The sequence below is a fragment of the Gardnerella nova genome (assembly GCF_049244055.1).
Lineage (GTDB): Bacteria > Actinomycetota > Actinomycetes > Actinomycetales > Bifidobacteriaceae > Bifidobacterium > Bifidobacterium vaginale_H.
In genome coordinates this window covers 1,402,270-1,424,597 of record NZ_CP058369.1, presented here as the reverse complement: position 1 = coordinate 1,424,597, position 22,328 = coordinate 1,402,270, and the positions used below count along the sequence as shown (strand labels likewise).

The window sequence follows — 22,328 nt, the reverse complement described above, 5'->3', positions numbered from 1 at the left end:
AATCAGTTCATCACACAAGAGCGTACCACTTAACCGCAACCGAGTGCATTGTCTGTGTAAACTTTTACCATAAAAGCCATATTTTCGGCGTAAAAATACGCGTACGTAAGGAGTTGGAAATGGCAGAAGAAGCGCAGGTAACAGCTGTTGGTAACGAAATGAGCGCAAGTTTTCTCGCAGCACGTAAGCGTTCAGACGCTACTTTAGAAAAATTAAAAACTAAACCTTCGGTATTTACTATGCTCACCGGCGATCGTCCAACGGGACGTTTGCATTTAGGACATTATTTCGGCTCAATTCGTGAGCGTGTCGCCATGCAGGAACGTGGCGTAAAAACCAATATTATTATCGCTGACTATCAAGTGATTACTGATCGTGACACTACGGAACACATTGAAGATAATGTGTTGAATTTGGTGCTCGATTACATGGCTGCTGGTATTGATCCAGCAAAAACCATGATTTTTACGCACTCTGCTGTGCCTGCTGCAAATCAACTTATGCTCCCGTTCCTTTCACTGGTCACCGAAGCGGAATTGCACAGAAATCCTACAGTAAAGTCGGAAATGGAATCTTCAGGACACGCTTTAACCGGCTTGCTTCTTACGTACCCGGTGCATCAGGCTTGCGATATTTTGTTCTGCAAGGCAAATGTTGTGCCGATTGGTAAAGATAATTTGCCGCACGTTGAAATTACTCGCACGATTGCTCGCCGATTTAACGAACGCTACGCAAAGAAGAATCCAGTATTCTCGGAGCCTTCCGCTATTCTTTCCGACGCGCCTGAAATTCCAGGTTTGGACGGTCGCAAGATGAGCAAATCTTACGGCAACTCGATTATGTTGGGAGCTACTGCTGAAGAAACGGCGAAACTAATTAAGAAAAGTCCAACTGATTCTGAACGCATGATTACTTTTGATCCGGTTGCGCGTCCGCAAGTTTCGGCACTTCTTACTACTGCAGGTTTGGTAACTGGAAGAGATCCTAAAGAAATTGCGGAAGAAATTGGTAACGCTGGTGCCGGCGCGTTGAAAGCGTACGTAATTGAGAACGTAAATAATTTCTTAGCTCCACACCGTGAGCGTCGCGCAGAATTAGCAAAAGATATGGATAGTATTCGTGACGTTTTGCACGATGGTAACAAGCGCGCCAACGCTATCGCCGAGGAAACGCTTAATCAAGTTCGTGAAGCAATGGGAATGAAGTACTAGAGGTACTAGAAGTACTAATTAAAATTTAGTAAGCAAATTAATAAACAATAAAGCCGCTCGCAAGAAAACTTGTAAGCGGCTTTATTGTTGAAAATTGATGAACCGAAATTTAGAAAATCACACGTCGTAACGCCAACTTTTATCTGTAATAACTCGCGCAACTGCAAGACCAATTGGCAAACAAATAATCACCATAAACGCGCGGAAAGTCCAATCCAACGCTGGAAGTGTGTTGAATTGACCGAGATAAAACATCGCACGATACATATAAAGTCCCGGAACCATAATCACAATCGACGGAACAGTAAGACCTATTCGAGGATACCCCAAGTACTGAGGTGCCCAGCCATGTCTTACAATGGATCGCCATGCAGAAGCCAACAATCCCGCAAGTAAAGCCCCGCTAAAAGCAGCAATTTCTGCAGCAACACCAAAGTCTGTCATAGTTAATCGCAACGTATCAGTAATAGCACCAATAATGCCAGCAACAAAACACATGCGTTGTGGAGAATTAAACAGCACAGAGAAGCCCCACACGCCGGCAAACGCAGTAATAAGTCGCAACACCGCATTAAGCCAAGGGTTTAACCCGAGCGGAGGGAAACCTTGAGGATTAAGCTGTACAAGACTTGCAACCATCCAACCAGCGAGCGTACCCATCAAAATAATCGCAAGCGTGTAACACAAACGTTGGATTCCGGAAGGGAAATCTATTTTTGCAATATCCAAGCCGCCTGTAATAAGCGGGAAGCCAGGAATAACAAACAAAACTGAACCAATATATGCTGTTGTATGATTTAATGCGCTTGGATCAAAGCAACCAATTAAATGCAACGAACCGATACACGAAAGCGCACCAATAGCAACCGCCACGAACGTCACCACAAACTGATTGAGATGATGCATAAACATGCGGCGACGAATATAATGGCCAATTCCTGCGCCAATAAAAGCGCCAATCATGTCGTAAGGGCCACCGCCAAGCAAAAAAGCGAAGGACGCACAAGCAACTGCAGACGCAAGTCCGGCAAACCAAGGCTTGTACAGCGGTTTACGATTTTTAATCAAATCGAGGCGGTCGTGCACTTCGCGAACAGTAAGAGGACTGTCGGTGTCACGTTCGCCGGCATCTACATTCTTGCCGTTTGTGCGTTGAATGTGAGAAAAATGTTCCGTATAAGCGCTTTCCGGCTGTAAAGCAAAAATTCCCCGCGGCTTTTCCTTTTGAATTGCCTCTTGTAAAGCCTGCTTTTCCGCTACTTTTGCAGCGTGCTCTTCTGATTGCTTAGCGGTTTGTACAATATCGCGCTCCACGTCGCTTTCTTGGAGAGTGTCCACTAATTCCTTAGAAACAGCCGCTTTGGAATGGTATAGAGAATCGTTGCCAAGCTTTACGTTAAACCAGTCTGCAAAATGTTCCAAAAGCCAAATGCGCTCAGTGTTTACGCCAGTAGTTGGAAGATCGACAACTTCGGTGATACGCTCATGCTTATCGGTGCAAGTCGCCTCAATGTCGGTGAGATTTACGTTTGCTCGCACATGCACGTCCATTGGTTCGCCAATTCGGTGCATAAGCTCGCGAACGCGGTAGCTTCCGGTTCCAGCACCCAAGCCGAGTGCGCCGACGCGAATAATAATGCTTGACTTAGCAGCTATACAAGCCTCCGTAACCGGCTTGTCCCAGTCTTGCTCAACATCGTCCATATCGAGCGGAATAGCGTGCGTGTGGAAGCGTCCAGAAGGCTTGCCGACTATATGACCTGTTGAAAGAATTTCCGGCTTGTTGCTGTCGTCATTATTATTTGCATTACTATCTACTGTGCTCACAATTTTTCAGTATACGCACCCCCATTGCCGAGGAGAATTGCCAAATTATTGACGTTTACTTATACGTCCCGGATACGTCCGGTGGTAGTTCCAAAATTAACTTGGTATTTCGCTGGGAACAAGGCTGTGGGCTTGCAACTTTTGACCTACATAACCGTGGAGGAGCCACGGAAGTCAGACGACCAAGCAACCTTATTACTGGCGTGAGGAGGTCTGATGACAATAGAAAATCAGCAGGTTACTCCAGCAGACGCAACCATTGTGACGTCTGGTTTAGGGCGAAAAGGCCCGGAGGAGCGTGACCTTCCAGCATCGCTTAAGCAAGATATGGATTTGTGCTTGCATATTCTTCGCGATGTTCTTGGTGAATTTGATGAAAAATTGCTTGCAGTATTCGACGATGTGCGTCTGAATGCTGTGGAAGCTAGTACCGCCCATTTTGCGCAAATGGTTGACGCGGAAGTTACTGCGGACGACGGTTTAAGCAAGGCTGTCAGCAAAATTAACGGCCTCAGTTTACACGATACGCAACTTTTAGCACGCGCTTTCGCAACGTATTTCCATCTCGCTAATTTGTGCGAAGAAAATTATCGCGTGTCTGTGCTGCATCAGCGCGAGTGTGAAGTTGAAGATTCGTTGCCAGTAGATCCAGTTAATGAACTTACTTGCGCGTACCACAAATTACTGACGGAAATGAGTCCGGCTAAAGCGAAGGAATTGCTTGCAAAGCTTGAGTTCCATCCTGTGTTTACTGCGCACCCGACTGAAGCTCGTCGTAAGGCTGTGGCTGGCAAGATTCGCCGTATTTCGCAATTACTTAGCGAGCATCATCGTTTAGGCGGGTCGGATAAGCGCGAAAATTACCGTCGCCTTTACAACGAAATTGACGCTTTGCTTCGTACTTCGCCTATTGCTTTGAAGAAGCCAACGCCGGTTGAAGAAGCCGACACGATTCTTGACATTTTTGACGCTACTTTATTTGATACTATTCCGCTCGTGTATCGTCGCTTTGACGATTGGTTGCTTGGTGAGAAGGCTGGTTTGGTGCCGCCTCGCTGCCCTGCATTCTTCCATCCGGGAAGCTGGATTGGTTCGGATCGCGATGGCAACCCGAACGTTACTGCTAAAGTAAGTCGCCAAGTTGCACGAAAGTTTAGCGATCACGTGCTTGCGGCTTTGGAAAATCGTACTCGCGAAGTTGGCAAGTGCTTGACTATGGAAACTCGCACAACTCCTCCAAGCGTTGAGTTGCTTGAGTTGTGGAATCGTCAGCGCGAAATGAGCGAACAGCTTACGGAAAACGCTTCCGACGTTTCTAATAGCGAGCCACATCGCGCTGTAATGCTGGTAATGGCAGATCGTTTGCATCGCACTATTAGCCGCGATACGGATTTGATGTACCATTCTTGCGAAGATTTTATTGAAGATTTGCAGATTGTGCAGCGTTCTTTGGCGGAAGGTGGCGATCCTCGTGCGGCCTACGGTCCTTTGCAGGATTTGATTTGGCAGGCACAAACTTTCGGATTCCACATGGTTGAGATGGAGTTCCGTCAGCACTCTTTGGTGCACTCTCGCGCCTTGGAAGATATTCGTGAGCACGGTTTGCACGGCGAACGCGGACCGTTGCAGCCGATGACTCGTGAAGTTCTCGATACTTTCCGCGCTTTGGGAGCAATTCAGAAGCGCAACGGCATGCGAGCTGCACGACGCTACATTATTTCCTTTGCAAAATCTGCTCAGCACGTGCGCGACGTTTTCGAACTGAATCGTCTCGCTTTCGCTCATCCGCAGGATGCGCCAACAATTGACGTAATTCCACTGTTTGAGCAGTTGGAAGATTTGCAAAATTCCGTAAATGTGCTTGAGGAAATTATTAAAATTCCTGAAGTGCAGGCTCGTCTTAAGGCTACTGGCCGCAAGATGGAAGTTATGCTCGGCTACTCTGATTCTTCTAAGGATGCTGGCCCTACTTCCGCAACGCTTGCTTTGCACTCTGCTCAGGAGCGTATCGCTCAGTGGGCTAAGAAGCACGATATTGATTTGACGCTGTTCCACGGCCGCGGTGGTGCTGTTGGTCGCGGTGGCGGTCCAGCAAACCGCGCAGTGCTCGCTCAGCCGGTTGGTTCCGTTAACTGCCGATTCAAGCTCACCGAACAGGGCGAAGTTATTTTCGCACGTTATGGCAACCCAATTTTGGCTATTCGTCACTTGGAATCCGTGGCAGCTGCAACGCTGCTTCAGTCTTCGCCAAGTGTTGAGAAGACCAACACTGATATGACGAAGAAGTACGCGGATATGGCTGCAAAGCTCGACGTTGCGGCTCACGAGCGCTTCCTTGATTTGCTGCAAACCGATGACTTTACTCCATGGTTCTCCACGGTTACGCCGTTGAGCGAGATTGGCTTGCTTCCAATCGGTTCTCGCCCAGCTAAGCGCGGTTTGGGTGCGAAGTCGTTGGACGATTTGCGCACAATTCCGTGGGTGTTCTCTTGGGCTCAGGCTCGCATCAACTTGGCAGCATGGTACGGTTTGGGAACAGCTTGCGAAAAGTTTGGCGATTTGGAAACTTTGCGTCGTGCTTACGAAGAGTGGCCTCTGTTTAGTACTTTTATTGACAATATTGAGATGTCTTTGGCTAAGACGGATGAGCGTATTGCTCGCATGTACTTAAGCCTTGGAGATCGCGAAGATTTGAGCGATAAAGTACTTTCGGAAATGCAGCTTACTCGCAAGTGGGTTTTGCAGATTGTTGGCGACAAGTGGCCGTTGCAGCACCGTCACGTGCTCGGACAGGCAATTCGCGTGCGCTCGCCTTACGTGGACGCGCTTTCGGTAATCCAGTCGCTCGCATTGCACAAGCTTCGTAACAAGGTAGATAAGGAAGAATTGAGCGAAAGCCAGCAGGCAGAGTTCATTTACCTTATTCTTTGCACTGTTTCTGGCGTTGCTGCAGGCTTGCAGAACACCGGATGATATATAAATTTACGTAGGGAGGCTCTCGTATTTGCGAATCTGCGATACGGGAGCCTTTTTATTCTCATATTTACTACGAAAGATACAATATATTCTAAGTAAAAAATTTTAAACTTTAAGCAACTAAAAAATATTGCCCACGCCAGTTGCGTCAGTGTAGGAGGTAATAATGCAGGAAGTAATCGACGAAGATTGCGTTAATAAAAATTGTGCTAACAAAGATTTTATTAACGAAAATTCAGTTTTAGCTACATCGGTATGGAGCGCAATGCTTGCCGGGAATCGCAAGTTTGCGGAAGGAAAATCGACGCACGCAGGCGTAAATTCCGAGACGCGTATGAAACTTATTGACGGCCAGCATCCGGGTGCTATTGTGCTTTCGTGCGCTGATTCGCGCGTGGCTCCGGAATTTGTATTCGACGCCGGTTTGGGAGATATTTTTTCCGTTCGTACAGCCGGCGAGATGCTGGACGATGCTGTAATTGCTTCGCTAGAGTACGCTGTGACTGATTTGGGAGTAAAAGTGCTGGTTGTGCTTGGCCACGAGCATTGCGGGGCTGTTAAAGCGGTTGTGCCGACTGTACAAAAGTTGGTTGCGCAATACGGCGAAGACGAAACAAGTGAAATAATTGAGTCGAGTGAGTCAATATTACTTCGTTCATTGGGGCCTGCTGCGCTCGCAGGCATTGAAGAAGAATTGGATACGGACGATATTGAGCGTATTCACGTTTCTAATATTCTCGCTGAAATTTGCGATAAATCGCAGATAATTCGCGAAGCTGTTTTTGACGATACTTTGATGCTTGTTGGTGCAAGATATCGTATGAATGACGGCTTGGTGGAAGTATTGTCATGTTAAAATTGGCGCAAGTGACGCAATCAACTCAACCGGCGCAACAATCAAAACCGGCGCAACAATCAAAACCAGCAAATTCTGCGCACTATCTTTTTTTGATTGCTGGTACACCGCTTGTCGCGCTTTTTATTGCGATGGCCCCTGCTTTGCAAGCGCGCTACCCGTGGCTGCTCGTTGACACAACTATTCGAGGCGTTGCCGGCTTACTTTTGCAGGCAATTCCATTCACTCTTATTGGCGTGCTCGTTTCGGCGGCTGTGGAAACGTGGGTAACGGCTGATTTTATTGAAAAACACGCTCCGAAGTCCACTGCAAACGGCTTTTTAGCCGCCATATTTGCGGGAGTGTGCGTGCCGGTGTGCGACTGCGTTGTTGTGCCAACTTTTTCCAGGCTGGTCGCAAGAAAATTGCCGCTTCCTTGTGCGATAACGTTCCTTTGCGCTGTTCCCGTGGTAAATCCTGTGTCTGTGCTGGCAACTTGGTATGCGTTTGCGGATGTGCCAGCAGTGGCCGTTATGAGGGTTGCGTTGGGGGCTGGTATTGCGCTGCTCGTTGGTTTGAGTTTTGTGATTTTCCCGCAAAAAACGCAAGTTTTGAGACGCGAAATTTTGCTTGAAAATAAGAATCCGGAATGTTCTTGCGCGCTAAAATGCGGCTGCAATAGCGTAACGCAATCCACGAAATTGCCGCAACCAGGGCATAAAATAAAGCATAAAATAAAGCATCAAATAAAGCAATATATACAGCATATTCACGAAGATTTTTTGAAACTTTTACCAATTATCGTGTGTGGAACCGTTGTCGCTTCTGTTATACGCGCGTGGCTTGGCGCGGATCCCGCTTCTCGCGTGCAGGCCAGCAACGTTTGGTTTGCGATTCCAGCAATGATGGTTATTGCGTACGCTAGTTCGCTTTGTTCGAGTTCGGATGCTGTTATTGCGCGAAGTTTGGCTGCATCTTTGCCTATTTCCTCCGTGCTGGTGTTCCTTTTATTCGGTCCCATGCTTGATTTTAAAAATACGCTTATGCTAGCCGCCGACTGCCGTGGAAAATTCGTTTTGCGCTTAACTTTAACTATTGCTGGCGTATGCTTCCTAACTTCGCTATTTGCTAACTGGGCCTGGGGATTCATGATATGAAACGCACCGGTTTATTTGCGTCTAAAAGCGAGCAACGCAATCGCGTTACTTTTGCTCAACTTGTAGAATCCCTGGCGTTGCTGCTGTTGGCGGCTGCGGTAGCTTTTGTTACTTTAAGCGGCCAATATACGCTTCTTACCACGCCGCGCGCGTTTGTTTATTTGCTTATTGCTGCCGTTATGCTGCTAATTCTTGCCGTTTGCGCCGCGTGTGGTTGGTTTGCGCTTTCTGCGCGCGATGCTTGGCGCATGCTTGTGGCGATTGTTGTTCCTGCGCTGCTGATTATTATTCCTTTGCAGACTGCGCCTGGGCTTGGTTTGAACGGTTTTGATCGTTACGCGGGTGGTCGCGCGATTGCGATTCGTCGTGTTGCCGGCGCGTTGCCTGGTTTGCGTCGCGATCAGCGTTCTATAACAGTGCCAAATGACGATTTTGGCTTATGGTATGACGAAATTGACCATAATATTTCAAAATATGATGGTTATACGATTACGCTTACTGGTTTTGTAAGCCGCGACCCAACGTTAGGTGCCGGGCAATTTCGTCTGTCACGTCAACTTATGTCGTGTTGTATTCTCGACATGTCGCCGTTTGGCTTTGTTGCTAATTACAAGAATGCGAAGAATCTTCACGATCGTGAATGGGTGCGTATTCGTGCTGTAATTACTCGTGGAAGTATTGGATTGAGCGGGTATCAACATTCGGGGATTGTGTTGCGAATAGTTTCGTTGCGTGCTGTTGCGGCTCCGACGGGATATTTTTATCGTCCGTGAGTATTTTGCTGTGAATTATTGATATCGCATAGAAGTAAACTAAGATAACAATTATGGCGATTGGTTTTAATATTCTGCTCATTATGATTTTTTTGCTGTTCGGTTCCGTTTTTGCGGCTACCGAGTTGGCTTTAGTGAGTTTACGAAGTTCGCAAATTGATCGCATGGAGATGCAGGATGCTCGCGGCGCGCGTGTTGCTAAAATTGCGCGTGATCCCAATACTTTCTTATCTGCTTTGCAAATTGGCGTAACGCTTTCTGGTTTTCTTTCTGCATCCTTCGGCGAATCTGCGTTAGCGCCTTACGTTGTTCCGCTTGTATGCTCATGGGGAGTGCCTAAGCATGTTGCAGGCCCGCTTACTACTATTTTCTTAACTCTTATTATTTCGTACTGTTCTATAGTAATTTCGGAGCTTGTGCCGAAACGTATTGCAATGCAGCGTTCTGAGCAGATTGCGCGAGCGGTTGTGCCGGCGGTGGATATTTTCTCGAAAATTTGCAAACCTTTAATTTGGCTTATTGGTAAGAATACTAACGGTTTTGTGCGCCTGCTTGGATTTGATCCGAACGAAAAAGAAAGCGAAGTTTCCGACGAAGAATTGCGTGTGCTTGTTAATAGCAATAAGCGTTTAAGTCAGGATGAGCGCAATATTTTGGATGATGTGTTTGATGCTTCGGAAACTATTGTTGCTGAAGTGATGCGTCCGCGTGCTGACGTGGAATTTTTGGACGGCTCTTTGAGCCTTGAAGAAGCAGCTGCAAAAATTCGTGAGCTTCCGTATTCCAGATACCCTGTTATTGGCAAGGATTTTGACGACGTTATTGGTTTTGTGCATGTGCGCGATTTGTTGGATGTTAGAGATCCTAACGCAAAAACTGTTGCAGATGTAACTCGCGAAGGAATTAGTCTTCCTGGAACTTCCAAACTATTGCCGAGCCTGGAGCTACTTCGAAAGCGCGGAATCCATTTGGCTATTGTTATTGACGAATACGGCGGAACTGACGGCATTGTAACTCTTGAAGATATGACCGAGGAGCTTGTTGGAGATATTCGCGACGAGTACGATCTGCCGGATGAAACTGAGCAAAGTAATGCAAACAAAACCACGGCTTTTGTAAACGGCGTGGCAAAAATTGATGGCGGTATGACCATTGAAGATTTTGCTGACATTACAGGCATTGAGCTTGAAGATGGACCTTATGAAACTGTTGCAGGCTATTTCTTAGCGCATACTGGTTCTATGGGAAGCGTTGGAGCTGTTTTGCACGATGCAGACGGCTACGATATGACAGTTACTGCGGTTGATGGTCGACGTATTGCAACTCTTGAAGTGCGTCGCCGCGCGTAGCTAGCCGTAGCGATAAAATAAGTATGATAATAACAAACCTAAGGAAGGATAAATATGGCCTTATTGCATATTTTGCCAGGTCTCGACGAAGCGGCCAGTGAAAAGGCTGTTGCTGTTTTGCAGAATCGTTTAAGCCACGAGCAGGAGGCTGCTTTGGTTTTGAAGCATGCTCACTGGAATGTTACTGGCCCAGATTTTATTGCTGTACACGAAATGCTTGACCCTCAGGTTGCTGAAGTTCTGGCTCAGGCGGATGAAACTGCTGAGCGAATTGCAACTTTGGGTGGCTCTCCACTTGGACGCGCAGACGATGTTGTTGCAGCTCGCACATGGAAGCGTTTTGCTTTAACTGGTCGTAAGTCAACTAAAGAATATTTGCAGGCTCTTATTGAGTATTACAACGATATGATTGCAGACGATCGCAAAGCTATTGCTGAGCTTGATGAGCTTGACGTCGTAAGCTCTAACATTATTCAGGATCACGTGCAGCAGCTGGAGAAGTTCCAGTGGTTTATGCGTAGTCATCTTGATTAATTGCAATATATAATGGTATGACTGTTGCGATGAGCGCATAGTGCGACACGCCCTGCAGTTGGGTTTGACTTTTTGCTGCTATGTGCTAATCTAACTACTTGTATGTTTTAAGCATACAAGTTGGGCCCGTAGCTCAGGTGGTTAGAGCGCATCCCTGATAAGGATGAGGTCGGAGGTTCAAGTCCTCCCGGGCCCACGGAAATTGAGTGAGTTTCATTCTTTTTACCTTTGGGGCTATGGCGCAGCTGGTAGCGCATCTGCTTTGCAAGCAGAGGGTCAGGAGTTCGAGTCTCCTTAGCTCCACAGATAGGGTTTCTAGCCAATCGCTAGAAGCCCTTTTTTCATGTCAAAAAAGCGCCAAAACAGCTACAGAACCCGGGAATTTTCCCGCAAATGTTCCAAAAAAGCACCAAAACAGCTACAAAACCCGGAGAAAAAACTCCGGCAAATGTTCCAAAAAACAGCCAAAACAGCAACAAACGCCGGGAATTTTCCGGAGAATGTTCCAAAAAATGGCCGAAGTAGCAACAAATGCCGGAGAAAAAACTCCGGCAAATGTTCAAAATCACTAAACCGACATTTCCTTTACAGTCATGTAAAGAAAAAATCGAAATTAAGCCAAAAAACGATTAAAACTTTACAGCCACGTAAAGGAATAATCGCGCGCGCAATGCTGCGCTCAGGCAGGTCGTCAGCGCACGCCAGTCACAACCTAGTTTCTAAAGCACAGTCACACTATTCTGCCCTGCCTTCGTCAATCGAGACGAAGGCAGACCTCGCTTGCGTTGAAAGCACACTGTGCTTTCAACTCTGAGCAAGCTCAGCGAATCGAAGTGCATTCGCGCGCATTATGCAGCTCGAAATCGTCGACTCGTGCGCAGGTTAGCTGCGCTCACGTCTTCGCCACGCAGAAGCAGTGCTTCTGCCTTGAGTGGCTCAGCGCTCCGAATTACCTTTTCGCGCTATGCTCTAAGCGAAAAGGCAGGTCGTCGCGCACGGCTATTAGTAGCCGTTCGGCTGATTTGGCATGTAAAGTCCACTGGACTTTACATTTGAGCCAAATCACGCTTTGAAGGAGCTTGAAATGCGTTATGCAATTTCAAGCTCTGTCAAAGCGCCCATGCAAGTCGATTCGCCACTTTGCACCCAGGCTGTGAAGAATGCGATTGAAACTCCCTATTCAAGAAGCGATATTAGGGCAGATGGTCAGGTTGTTAAAATTGCCTTTTCTGATGGGATGAAATTTGAAGTGTTACCAGCGTTTCCACAGACAAGCTTGGGTGGTAGTGTTTCATACAAATATCCAGATACGAATATGGGAGGAAACTGGAGAACAACAGATCCTAAGTCTGAGCAAAAAGCAATGAAGGAAAAGAACAGACTTTTAAGGAGAACGAGGTTGATTCCATTTTGCCTAATGGAATTGATAAGTGAATAATCGAAAGGGGTGAGTTATATGATACTCCCTGAAAATTTGATGAACTTGATTCGTCAGGGAGAGGGGCTGACAGTCGAATTCAAAAAATCAACAACAGATATTACGAAGGATGTCTATGATACCGTTTGTTCTTTTTCTAATCGGGATGGCGGTCATATTTTCTTTGGTGTGAAGGATAACGGGACGATTCTCGGTGTTGATAAAGACTGCGTTGAGCAGATGAAGAAAAATTTTGTTACTACGATTAACAATGAGAGAAAAATGTATCCTCCACTCTATTTGACTACAGAGGAATATGAGATCGATGGGCGTATTGTTCTTTATGTCTATGTCCCGGTTGGAAAAACCGTTTACCGCAATGCGGGCAGAATATTTGATCGCAATAATGAGTCTGACATCGATATTACAGATAATGCGGACATGGTTTTCAACCTTTATGCCCGTAAGCAAAGCACCTATTTTGTGAATAAGGTCTACCCTGCCATCCCAGTTTCAAGCCTTCGCCATGATCTTATGGATCGAGCAAGGAGAATGACGAGAGTGAATACTGAGCACCATCCGTGGGTTGACATGACGGATGAGGAGATGCTCAGAAGCTGCGGGCTTATACTTGAGGATCCGGAAACGAACAAAGAAGGTATCACACTTGCGGCAGTCTTACTCTTTGGTACGGATAACCGTATCATGTCCGTGTTACCTCAGCATAAGACAGACGCTATTTTCAGAGTGTTCAATGTTGATCGTTATGATGACAGGGACGTGGTGATCACAAACCTGATTGAAAGTTATGATCGTCTGATGGAATTTGGAAAGAAGCATCTGAATGATGTTTTTACATTGGATGGTGTCCAGCGGATAAGCGCCAGAGATAAAATCCTGCGTGAGATTATTTCCAACCTACTCATGCACCGTGATTTTTCCAGTGGATATGTACCGAAGCTTGTCATTGAACGGGATAAGATTACAACAGAGAATGCGAACCTTGCGCATGGGCACGGAAACTTGAATCTGAAAACATTCAAGCCATTTGCAAAGAATCCGCCGATAGCAAAAGTGTTCCGTGAGATAGGTCTTGCTGACGAACTGGGAAGCGGTATGCGCAACAGCTATAAATACACGAAGATGTATTCTGGTGGAGAGCCTGTCTTTACAGAGGCAGATGTTTTTACGACAGTGATTCCTCTTTCTGAGGCTGCAACTGCCAAGGTCGGGCCGATTACCCAAGGTACCCCACAAGTCGTCCCTCAAGATACCCATCAAGTCACCCCCCAAGATCTGGAACAAAGGTTATTGAGATTAATTGATTTTTGCAGTACACCGCGAAGTAAGCGTGAGATGATGGATTACCTTGGCCTTACGGATAGCAAGAATTTCAGAGAAAGGTATCTTGTTCCTTTGCTTAGTGCAGGAAAAATAGAAATGACGATACCAGATAAGCCAAACAGCAGGAACCAGAAATATAAAAAAGTGAACATTGAAGATTAAAAAGCGACCATTGGAGACAGAAACCATATATCGAATAGAGGAAAACGGACATTCAATGTATAGTTTTGGTTTCACAAATAGGTATGTCGAGACGATGGGATTTCGGACTTATTTCCTCAGAGCGAAGTCTTGAAACGAAGGTCAAATCTACGGATTTGCATATCATGGGTAGGAACATGGCCTTTGAACTGTTTCCGAGAACGTATGAGGGCAAAAATCGGTGTGTTTCCGAGCAAAAACACGCTTTGAGCAATTCCCGCGAACGAACACGAATCTGGCTACACACTCGACACCAAGATGAAGCAGTCGAGCCAGCTCGTGACCTTGAAGCTGCTGAAGATGATGTTACTGCTGCTAAGCAGGCTGTGACTGATGAAGAAGCAAAGCAGGCTAAGCATGATGCAGCCAAGACTGCTTCCGATAATGCTAACGATGCTTTCACCGATGCTCTCGCTAAGTTGAACAAGACTAAGAAAGCCGCTGAAGGTTCCACTGCTGTTCCTGCAGATTTGACTGAAACGACCTTTGCTGCTGCTACCGCCGTTGTTTTTGCTGCTAAAGATAAGGTTGACGCCTTTAATGCTGCTCACGCTGTTGCTTGCTGGACTGTTTTGCCAAATTTCTTTTCTTCGCAGTCTAGTGTGGTAGTGGTTTTATGCGGCTTTGTTGAGTGTGTTGCTTCCGGTTTTGTGGACGCTACTAGGGGCGTTCGTGAAACCGGAGGCTTTTTTGTTTTTGGGTAAAGCGTCAGCCTACAGACACGCTTATAAACAATTGTTACGCATGAGCTTTGCAGGTTAATGCGAATGTTTCTCATCAAGGGCTACTGTTAAACTAAAAAATACTTGAAAATTAAATATAAATCTTTACGCCGTGTATTGAGTGCGCTATTTAAGTTGCGCTCAATGGGTTAACAAGGCGTGAAATCGTGTGTTAAACGTTTTAAGCGGTTAACCTGATCAGCGTAAGGAAAGTATATGCGTAAACTTTTAGCGTATTGCCGTCGTGTACCTCAATTAACAATTGCCATTCTTGCTTTTCCGTTTATTGCGGCTTTGTACTCATGCAATTTGCCAATATTAGCTACTTTTAATGAGAAAATTTCTAATCTTTCGCAACGAATTTTTGATTTCTTAAATCTTGATTTCGATATTTCAATAAGTCTTAGTATTGGCAAAACTATTATCGCTATTCTCGTTTTATATACCAGCCTTACTTCTTTACACAACATGATTAAAGATTTGCGCGACGGCACTTTGGGTATTGATTTGCTAGCTTTTGTTGCGCTACTAGCCACTTTGTCAATGGGAGAATTTTGGGCGAGCTATCTCATCGTGGTAATGGTTTGGACCGGATCCGCTATAGAAGATTTTGCGCATATGAAAGCCCAACGCAATCTGTCTCTTTTAGTAAGCGCAGCTCCAAAAACTGCTCATCTTATGACTTTGCCAGGCATTGAGCACGAAATGCAACGCAATCAAGAAAACAATGAAACGTACGTGCCACCGTGCATGAGCGGCAACCACTGCGACCCAAACACGTGCGCATTGTGCCAGCATGCTGAATTCAAAAAAGTGGATGCGTGCCAGCAGAAACATAATCGCAATTGTTGCCCATTCTTACAATCAACCGAACCGGGCGAAACCGTCGCAAAATTGCAGCGCTACACAACAGTGCCAGTTAATGAACTAAAAATTGGTAACGTTATAGTCGTGCTTCCCGGCGAAACTGTGCCGGTTGACGGCGAACTACTCAGCGGTTCCGCAACCCTCGACACAAGCGCTATTAACGGCGAATCCGTGCCGCGAGAAGTATTTGCAGGGGCGTCCGTGCTTTCTGGCTGCGTAAACGGCGGCGTTGTGCTTATTATGCGCGTAACCAAGCTATCGGAACACTCGCAATACCAAAAAATTATGCAACTAGTCGAATCTGCTAAGTCGTCACGCGCGGCTGTTGTGCGTTTTGCGGATATGCTATCTGTGCCGTTTACAATAATTTCGTTTGTGATCGCCGGCTTTGCTTGGGCTTTTTCTGGTCAAGCAATACGTTTCGCGCAGGTACTTGTGTTGGCAACTCCTTGCCCGCTACTTATTGCAGTTCCGGTCGCTTGCATGGCTGGTACCGGGCGTTTAGCAAAACTTGGAATTGTGGTTAAAAGTCAAGACGTACTCGAGCAATTAAGCCGCGTAACTGACGTCTTCTTCGACAAAACCGGCACACTAACTGTAAAACAGCCGCAAGTGGTAAACGTAGACGTAACCGACACTACGCAGGATGCTGACCGAATTGTAATGCTCGCAGGCGTGCTCGAAACCTATTCGCAGCACATTCTCGCCGGCGGCATCGCGAAAGCGGGAGCAAAGCTGTGGGAACGCACGCACCCATCGTCAACTCCGCAACTTCCTAGCGTACGAGAATACCCTGTAGTGCACAGTGTTAAAGAAACTGCAGGTCAGGGTATTCAAGGCGTTGTAGACGGCATTTTAGTGCGTGTAGGTAGGCGAAAATACGTAACGGAAAAAGATGCGGATCAAACTGTAGGGACTGTAGAAACTGTGGAAACTGTGGGCAAAGCTCTTGCCGCAGACGAAATGGCAACCTACGTTTCTTTTGACGGCGTGCTAGCTGGTCGTATTGTACTAAAAGACGTGCCGCGAAATAACACAAAAGCAACTATTGCTTCACTACGTGCGTTAGGTGTGCAATCGGTAGCAATGCTCACCGGCGACGGTTTGCAAGCTGCAACGACGATTGGCAAAAGCGTTGGCATTGACACAATACACGCGAATTTGCTTCCGCAAGATAAATTAGCACACGTAAAAAAGCACAATCTTGACGCTGCTAAGAACGGGAAAAATTCAACCGTAACCATGATGGTTGGCGACGGCGTAAATGACGCTCCAGTGCTTGCGGCAGCCGATATTGGCGTGGCGGTAACAGACGGCACTGATACAGCGGCATCGGAGTGCGCGCAAGTTGTTATTATGAACAATGATATTGCGTCGGTTGCTAACGCCGTAAGCGTTGCAAAACATACCAAACGAGTGATGATACAGTCGGTTTTGCTTGGAATAGGCTTGGCTGTTGTCAGCATGATTTTTGCAGCTTTTGGTTTTATACCAACGGTTCTTGGCGCCATGATGCAGGAAATTATTGACGTTGTCTCAATTATGTGGGCGTTAACTGCGTTGCGCTCGCGTAATATTACTCACTAAAGCATGTTGTAAGACTTAGCGGTGCGCTACTCTAAATATGAAAGCATACGCGGATGCCTTTTGTGATAGCGAGTGCTGCAAAATGCGTTGAGAGTAAGTTTTAAGCATGTTGCGTAATTAGTTTTAAGTATTACGTAATTAGCAGAGCTTGGAAGTTTAAATATACGAAGGCAACCTATGCTTGTAGGCCGCGCAAAATGGCGCGAACGCGGCGAAACTGCCGCATAATACAGCTCAATATGGGGATAATAATGGAAAATAATATTGCTATAAATGAAAATGTTTCACGGGAAACACCCGAACTGCGCATTGCTGTAGTCGGGGCTGGTCCTGCCGGAGTGTATTCTTCCGATATTTTCTTGCGCCAGCTCGCTAAACGCGGAGAAGAATTAGGGCTTGGCACGCGTGCTCGCATCGATCTTTTTGAAAAATTGCCTGTGCCTTTTGGCTTAGTGCGTTACGGAGTTGCTCCGGATCATCCAAGTATTAAATTTATTGCCGACGCTCTCGAAAAAACGCTTGATAATCCAGATATTCACCTTTACGCGAACGTGGAATTTGGCAAAGATATTACTTTAGAAGACTTGCTGCAACGTTACGACGCAGTGCTGTTCGCTACGGGTGCCGTAGAAGACAGGCCGCTTCGAGGCGTGCCAGGCGCCGATTTAGATGGCGTGTACGGAGCTGCGAAATTCGTAGAATGGTACGACGGCTACCCAACGAGCAAGCGCACATGGCCGCTTAACGCTCAGGAAGTAGCTGTTATCGGCGGCGGAAACGTGGCTATGGATGTTGCGCGCGAGCTTTTGCGAGATCCGGACTATTTGCGCGATCATACGGATATTCCGGACGACGTGTACGAAGGATTGCAGCAAAATCGTATACAAACTTTGCATCTGTTTATTCGCAGAGGCGTGGCACAAGCCAAATTCTCCGTGCAAGAATTGCGCGAAATGGAAAAGTTGCCGGGAGTGCAAATCGTTATTAACGAAGACGATTTTGAACTTGACGACGAAACTATTGAAGTCGCGGGTAACGATAAGCTCACTCGCCAAATGGTGGAAGAATTATTTGCTATACGCGACATGGCAGAAGACATGGAAGATGGCGGAAACGTTGATTTTGAAGGAAATCCTGCAAATCGGCGTTACGTTATTCATTTCAACTCGGCTCCGGTTGAAATTCTTGGCGAAGATGGGTGCGTAAAAGCAATTCGCGTTGAAAGAACTGTCACAAGTGCAGACGGCACAATGACGCGCACTGGCGAATTTGAAAACTACAATGTGCAAGCAGTGTATCACGCTATCGGCTACCATCCTGCCGAAGTTGCCGGTATTGCTTACGACGAAAAACGTACGCTACTTGCAAATAACGACGGTCGAATCGTAAGTGCTGCGGAAAATGGTGAGGTGCGCAAACGACTGTACGCTACTGGTTGGGCTAAGCGCGGGCCAGTCGGCTTGATCGGTTCTACAAAATCTGATGCGCTGCTCATTGTGAATAATATGCTTGAAGATTTATCGACGTCTGGTTTGGATGCGCAAGATCGCGATGCGCAGTCTATTGATAGGCTGCTGGAATCTCGCGGCGTGCAAGCTATTGATTACGCAGGGTGGAAGCGGGTTGACGCATATGAGCGAGAACTTGGCGCTAAAGAACAGCGCACTCGCAAGAAAGTAGTGTCTGCTGCGGAACTTGTGTCTATTGCTTTGGGCGAGTAGTGCGCTGGCGTTTTGGCGTTGCGGCGTTTAGATAGTAGTGAGTAAATACGCAGTGTACATTCAGAAAAATTTAAGTTCTTTTTATTAGACTGACTCCCATGTTTAAGGGCGTAAGAGCATACCACTATAACAGTTTGAAAGCCGCGCTGTTTTTTGGCGTTGTGTGGCTTTTTCTTACGTTATGCTGGCTGCTTACCGGCGCCCACATGGACTCATTGTTGTGGTTTATTTTGCTGGGGCTTGTGGTAAGTGCTACCGCTTACTGGTGCTCCAGCAAGCTCGCCATCGTTGCTATGGGTGCGTGCGAAGTTACTGAGGATGAAGAACCAGTGCTGTACGGTATTGTGCGAGAACTTTCTGCACGTATCGGTAAATCCATGCCTCGCGTGATGGTAGCTCCTTGCGAAAGTCCTAACGCTTTCGCTACTGGGCGAAACGAACGGCACGCTACTATTTGCTGCACGCGCGGATTGCTTAATATTCTTAACGAACGTGAGCTTCGTGGAGTAATAAGCCATGAACTTATGCACATTTATAATCACGATATTCTTGCGTCTTCTCTCGCTACAGCTACAGCAACCGTGTTAACGTACGTTGGTTCCTTCCTTGTTTATACGGGAAATAAGTACCAGCGTGGCCTTCGTAAATATTGCAAATTTGTGGGTAAAGGCTTGAATGTGCTATTTGCTCCTATTGCTGCTGTTATTATGAGCGCAACAATTCCCGGCTCGCGTGAATTAGATGCCGATAAAGACGGAAGTGAAGTAACAGGTGACCCAGCGGCGCTCGCGTCTGCTCTGAATAAAATCGCATACGGCGTGCAATTGCACGGTATGAAAGCTACTGCTGGTCTGCAGGCGGTTGCTTCGTTGATGATTGTTCGTCCGTGGAATAGTGGCGATTCCGTGCTTGTTGATTTATGTCCTTCGAGGGCGGCCGTTCAGGAGCGCATTGAGAAATTGATGGATATGGCCCGCTGATTTTGCGTGGTTGCGTATTGGTATTTGCGTGGTCGCGCGTATTTGCGCGTGTTTGCGATTAGTAATAGTAGATGCGTGTTGAAGCAGTAAACGGCGCATGGTAACCTTGAATGGTTGTTGCGCAACATGGTTGCTGCAATTTTTGCGGATGTAGTTCATCGGTAGAATGGAAGCTTCCCAAGCTTCAGAGGCGGGTTCGACTCCCGTCATCCGCTCCACTTACATAGCAATCTTGCATATTCCACATATAAAATTTACGTTTCTATAAGTCTGCGTATAAGTCGTCGCGCGCACACTTTGGGTTAGATGTGCGAAAGTAAGTACTATATATTTCTTTTTATTAAGTATTGATAATTCGTATAAGCAATATAGAAAATAACTATACGTATATAAACATTTATAGAAATAATCTATTATTAATAGCAAATGATACAGCGCGATGAAAGCGCAAAATTAATATATTTAGGAGAACAATATGAGTCTTATGAACACGCATATTCTTCCATTTAAAGTAAATGGTTATAAGAATGGCGAATTTGTTGAAGTAAGTGATGCTGACGTTCTTGGCAAGTGGGCAATTTTCTTCTTCTATCCGGCTGATTTTTCATTCGTATGCCCAACTGAGTTGGAAGATCTTGCAAATCATTACGAAGAATTGCAAAATCTTGGCGTAGAAGTATATTCCGTTTCTACAGATACACATTTTGTGCACAAAGCATGGCACGACGATTCCGAAGCCATTGCAAAAGTAAAGTACACTATGTTAGGCGATCCTTCCGGTGCTCTTTCTCGCAACTTCGACGCTTGGAACGAAGAATCCGGTTTAGCTCACCGCGCTACGTTCCTCGTGGATCCGCAAGGAATGATTCAGTTCTTCGAGATGACAGCTGATGGCATTGGCCGCAACGCTGACGAGCTTCTTCGTAAAGTTAAGGCAGCTCAGTACATTGCTGCTCATCCAGGCGAAGTCTGCCCAGCTAAATGGGAACAAGGCGAAGAAACCTTGGAACCTTCTATAGATTTAGTTGGCAAAATCTGATTTATCTAAAATCCCAATATTGCGTAGGAACCTACAATCGTAGCTTCCTACGCAACCATATTTACTACGTAAGCCTACAATCAATATTGCTGAAAGAAGTAAAATTTTTATGTCACTGCTGAATACATCATTAACTAATCAACTCGCAGAATTATTAAAGAAAATGGTTTTACCAGTTGAACTTGTAGCGTATACGGATAATTCTGAAACATCCCAAAAAGTTCGCGCACTACTTAATGAAGTATCTCAACAAAGCAACAAAATCAATATTATTGAAGGCGAGCAAGCAGTAAAGCAGACTGGCACAATTCGGAAGCCAAGTTTTATAATTAGGCGCGCAGAATCTAAAAATAGTAAGAACCAAGAAAATGAAGTATTCGTAACCTTCGCAGGATTGCCTCTCGGTCACGAATTTAGTTCGCTTATTCTAGCACTGCTGCAAGTAAGCGGATACGCTCCAAAAATTACCGACGAACAACGCGAATCAATCCTCAAACTTGGCGAACACAACGTAACAACCTACATGTCCGTCACCTGCCTTAACTGCCCAGAAGTTGTGCAATCACTAAATACTATTTCCATAATCAACCCTAAAATTCGGCATACTGCAGTAGAAGGTAGCGCTTTTAGAGAAGAAGTAGAGCGCCTTGGTGTAATGAGCGTGCCAGCCGTATTTGAAAACGGAAAACTCATTTCTTCCGGACGAGCAGGAATTGATGAACTGGTGGCAATACTTGCGTCTAACGAAAAATCTGATGGGAATAATAGCGTTTCTGCGCAAAACGCTGCGCTAGCAGAAAAAATGAATGCGCAAGATCCTTACGATATTATTCTTGTTGGCGGCGGCCCTGCTGCTTCCGCTGCAGCAATTTACACTGCGCGCAAAGGCTTGCGTACGGCTATGATTATGGATCATCGTGGCGGACAAGTAGTGGAAACGGAAAGTATAGAAAACCATATTTCACAAACGCACACTACTGGTGCTCAGCTAGCAGCAGATTTAACTAAACATATTGCACAGTACAATATTGACGTTTTCACACCAGATTGGGCAGATTCGCTAGATTTAGCTAAAGAAGCATACGGTTTGCATACAATTCATGCTCGCTCTGGCGGTGTGCTTAAAGCTCGCGCTGTGATTATTGCAACTGGCGCGACTTGGCGTACGCTTGGCGTTCCTGGAGAAGATGAATATAGGAATAGAGGCGTATCGTTCTGCCCTCATTGCGACGGTCCGCTTTTCAAAGATAAGAATGTTGTCGTTGTTGGCGGTGGAAATTCTGGTGTTGAAGCTGCTATTGATTTAGCTGGAGTTGCAAAACACGTAACTGTAGTTGAATTTATGGATACGCTGAAAGCAGATCAAGTATTACTAAATACTTTGAATAATTTGCCAAATACTGAAGTTATTACGAGTGCTGCGGTAAGCAAAGTTGAAGGCAATGGAAATAAAGTTACAGCAGTGCATTACTTAGATCGAAACAGCGAAAATAATTCTGAATCTAAAGAGCATGTTATTGAAGCAGACGGCGTATTCGTGCAAATTGGTTTGGCTCCAAATACTAGCTGGCTGGAAAATCAGTTGCCTCTTAATAAACGAAAAGAAATTATTACGGATAGAGCAGGTTGCACCGATATTCCAGGTATTTTTGCTGCCGGAGATTGTTCAGACGAACCGTATAAGCAAATCGTTACAGCGTATGGAACGGGTGCGAATGCCGCGTTGTCTGCATTTGACTATCTTATCCGCAGCCCACAAAACAAATAATTTGTAACATTTATTACGCA

The 22,328-nt window shown here is 46.0% G+C and carries 16 protein-coding genes and 3 tRNA genes; 18 read left to right on the top strand and 1 reads right to left on the bottom strand.

Translation table 11 applies throughout. The features are described 5' to 3' along the window. Positions 1-119: 119 nt before the first annotated feature. Positions 120-1,211: a tryptophan--tRNA ligase gene (trpS, locus tag HXT56_RS05570; protein WP_421777981.1), complete on the top strand. Its 1,092-nt coding sequence runs from the start codon at positions 120-122 to the stop codon at positions 1,209-1,211. A 117-nt stretch (positions 1,212-1,328) separates the two neighbouring features. Here the strand turns inward: trpS and HXT56_RS05565 are convergent, their stop codons facing one another. Further along, positions 1,329-3,038, bottom strand: a complete 1,710-nt coding sequence (locus HXT56_RS05565; RefSeq protein ID WP_421777980.1) for a threonine/serine ThrE exporter family protein — start codon at positions 3,036-3,038, stop codon at positions 1,329-1,331. 216 nt (positions 3,039-3,254) lie between these two features. On the opposite strand from HXT56_RS05565, the gene HXT56_RS05560 reads away from it, so the two are divergent. The 17 genes from HXT56_RS05560 (at position 3,255) to ahpF (ending at position 22,308) form a co-directional block, all read left to right on the top strand. Continuing rightward, positions 3,255-6,011: a phosphoenolpyruvate carboxylase gene (locus tag HXT56_RS05560; RefSeq protein ID WP_116712478.1), complete on the top strand. Its 2,757-nt coding sequence runs from the start codon at positions 3,255-3,257 to the stop codon at positions 6,009-6,011. A 169-nt stretch (positions 6,012-6,180) separates the two neighbouring features. After that, complete coding sequence (locus HXT56_RS05555) at positions 6,181-6,870, top strand: carbonic anhydrase (RefSeq protein ID WP_421777979.1); 690 nt, start codon at positions 6,181-6,183, stop codon at positions 6,868-6,870. Next, the gene (locus HXT56_RS05550) at positions 6,864-8,006 is read left to right on the top strand and encodes a permease (protein WP_421777978.1); all 1,143 of its coding nucleotides are present in this window, start codon (positions 6,864-6,866) and stop codon (positions 8,004-8,006) included. The genes HXT56_RS05555 and HXT56_RS05550 overlap by 7 nt, the downstream gene beginning before the upstream one ends. Continuing rightward, positions 8,003-8,779, top strand: a complete 777-nt coding sequence (locus HXT56_RS05545; RefSeq protein ID WP_421777977.1) for a TIGR03943 family putative permease subunit — start codon at positions 8,003-8,005, stop codon at positions 8,777-8,779. The genes HXT56_RS05550 and HXT56_RS05545 overlap by 4 nt, the downstream gene beginning before the upstream one ends. A gap of 53 nt (positions 8,780-8,832) precedes the next feature. Further along, positions 8,833-10,128, top strand: coding sequence for a hemolysin family protein (locus tag HXT56_RS05540; protein ID WP_250309753.1), 1,296 nt, complete (start codon positions 8,833-8,835; stop codon positions 10,126-10,128). 54 nt (positions 10,129-10,182) lie between these two features. After that, positions 10,183-10,662: a Dps family protein gene (locus tag HXT56_RS05535; RefSeq protein WP_116712018.1), complete on the top strand. Its 480-nt coding sequence runs from the start codon at positions 10,183-10,185 to the stop codon at positions 10,660-10,662. A 122-nt stretch (positions 10,663-10,784) separates the two neighbouring features. After that, positions 10,785-10,858, top strand: a tRNA-Ile gene (locus HXT56_RS05530). Positions 10,859-10,892: 34 nt separating this feature from the next. Continuing rightward, a tRNA-Ala gene (locus tag HXT56_RS05525) sits at positions 10,893-10,965 on the top strand. Positions 10,966-11,746: 781 nt separating this feature from the next. Continuing rightward, positions 11,747-12,100 (top strand): SMODS domain-containing nucleotidyltransferase, encoded by a 354-nt coding sequence (locus HXT56_RS05520; protein ID WP_421777976.1) that lies wholly within the window; start codon positions 11,747-11,749, stop codon positions 12,098-12,100. 18 nt (positions 12,101-12,118) lie between these two features. Continuing rightward, positions 12,119-13,585: an RNA-binding domain-containing protein gene (locus HXT56_RS05515; protein ID WP_421777975.1), complete on the top strand. Its 1,467-nt coding sequence runs from the start codon at positions 12,119-12,121 to the stop codon at positions 13,583-13,585. A gap of 83 nt (positions 13,586-13,668) precedes the next feature. After that, positions 13,669-14,328, top strand: a complete 660-nt coding sequence (locus tag HXT56_RS05510) for a hypothetical protein (protein ID WP_421777974.1) — start codon at positions 13,669-13,671, stop codon at positions 14,326-14,328. A gap of 234 nt (positions 14,329-14,562) precedes the next feature. Next, the gene (locus tag HXT56_RS05505; protein WP_421777973.1) at positions 14,563-16,800 is read left to right on the top strand and encodes a heavy metal translocating P-type ATPase; all 2,238 of its coding nucleotides are present in this window, start codon (positions 14,563-14,565) and stop codon (positions 16,798-16,800) included. Positions 16,801-17,039: 239 nt separating this feature from the next. Continuing rightward, positions 17,040-18,521: an FAD-dependent oxidoreductase gene (locus tag HXT56_RS05500; RefSeq protein ID WP_421777972.1), complete on the top strand. Its 1,482-nt coding sequence runs from the start codon at positions 17,040-17,042 to the stop codon at positions 18,519-18,521. 98 nt (positions 18,522-18,619) lie between these two features. Continuing rightward, positions 18,620-19,501, top strand: coding sequence for a M48 family metalloprotease (locus HXT56_RS05495; RefSeq protein ID WP_421777971.1), 882 nt, complete (start codon positions 18,620-18,622; stop codon positions 19,499-19,501). A 144-nt stretch (positions 19,502-19,645) separates the two neighbouring features. After that, positions 19,646-19,719: transfer RNA gene (locus tag HXT56_RS05490), tRNA-Gly, on the top strand. A 257-nt stretch (positions 19,720-19,976) separates the two neighbouring features. Further along, entirely contained in the window at positions 19,977-20,540 is a 564-nt protein-coding gene (gene ahpC / locus HXT56_RS05485; protein WP_116712635.1) for an alkyl hydroperoxide reductase subunit C, read from the top strand. Between the two features lie 109 nt (positions 20,541-20,649). Then, positions 20,650-22,308 (top strand): alkyl hydroperoxide reductase subunit F, encoded by a 1,659-nt coding sequence (ahpF, locus tag HXT56_RS05480; protein ID WP_421777970.1) that lies wholly within the window; start codon positions 20,650-20,652, stop codon positions 22,306-22,308. Positions 22,309-22,328: the final 20 nt, after the last annotated feature.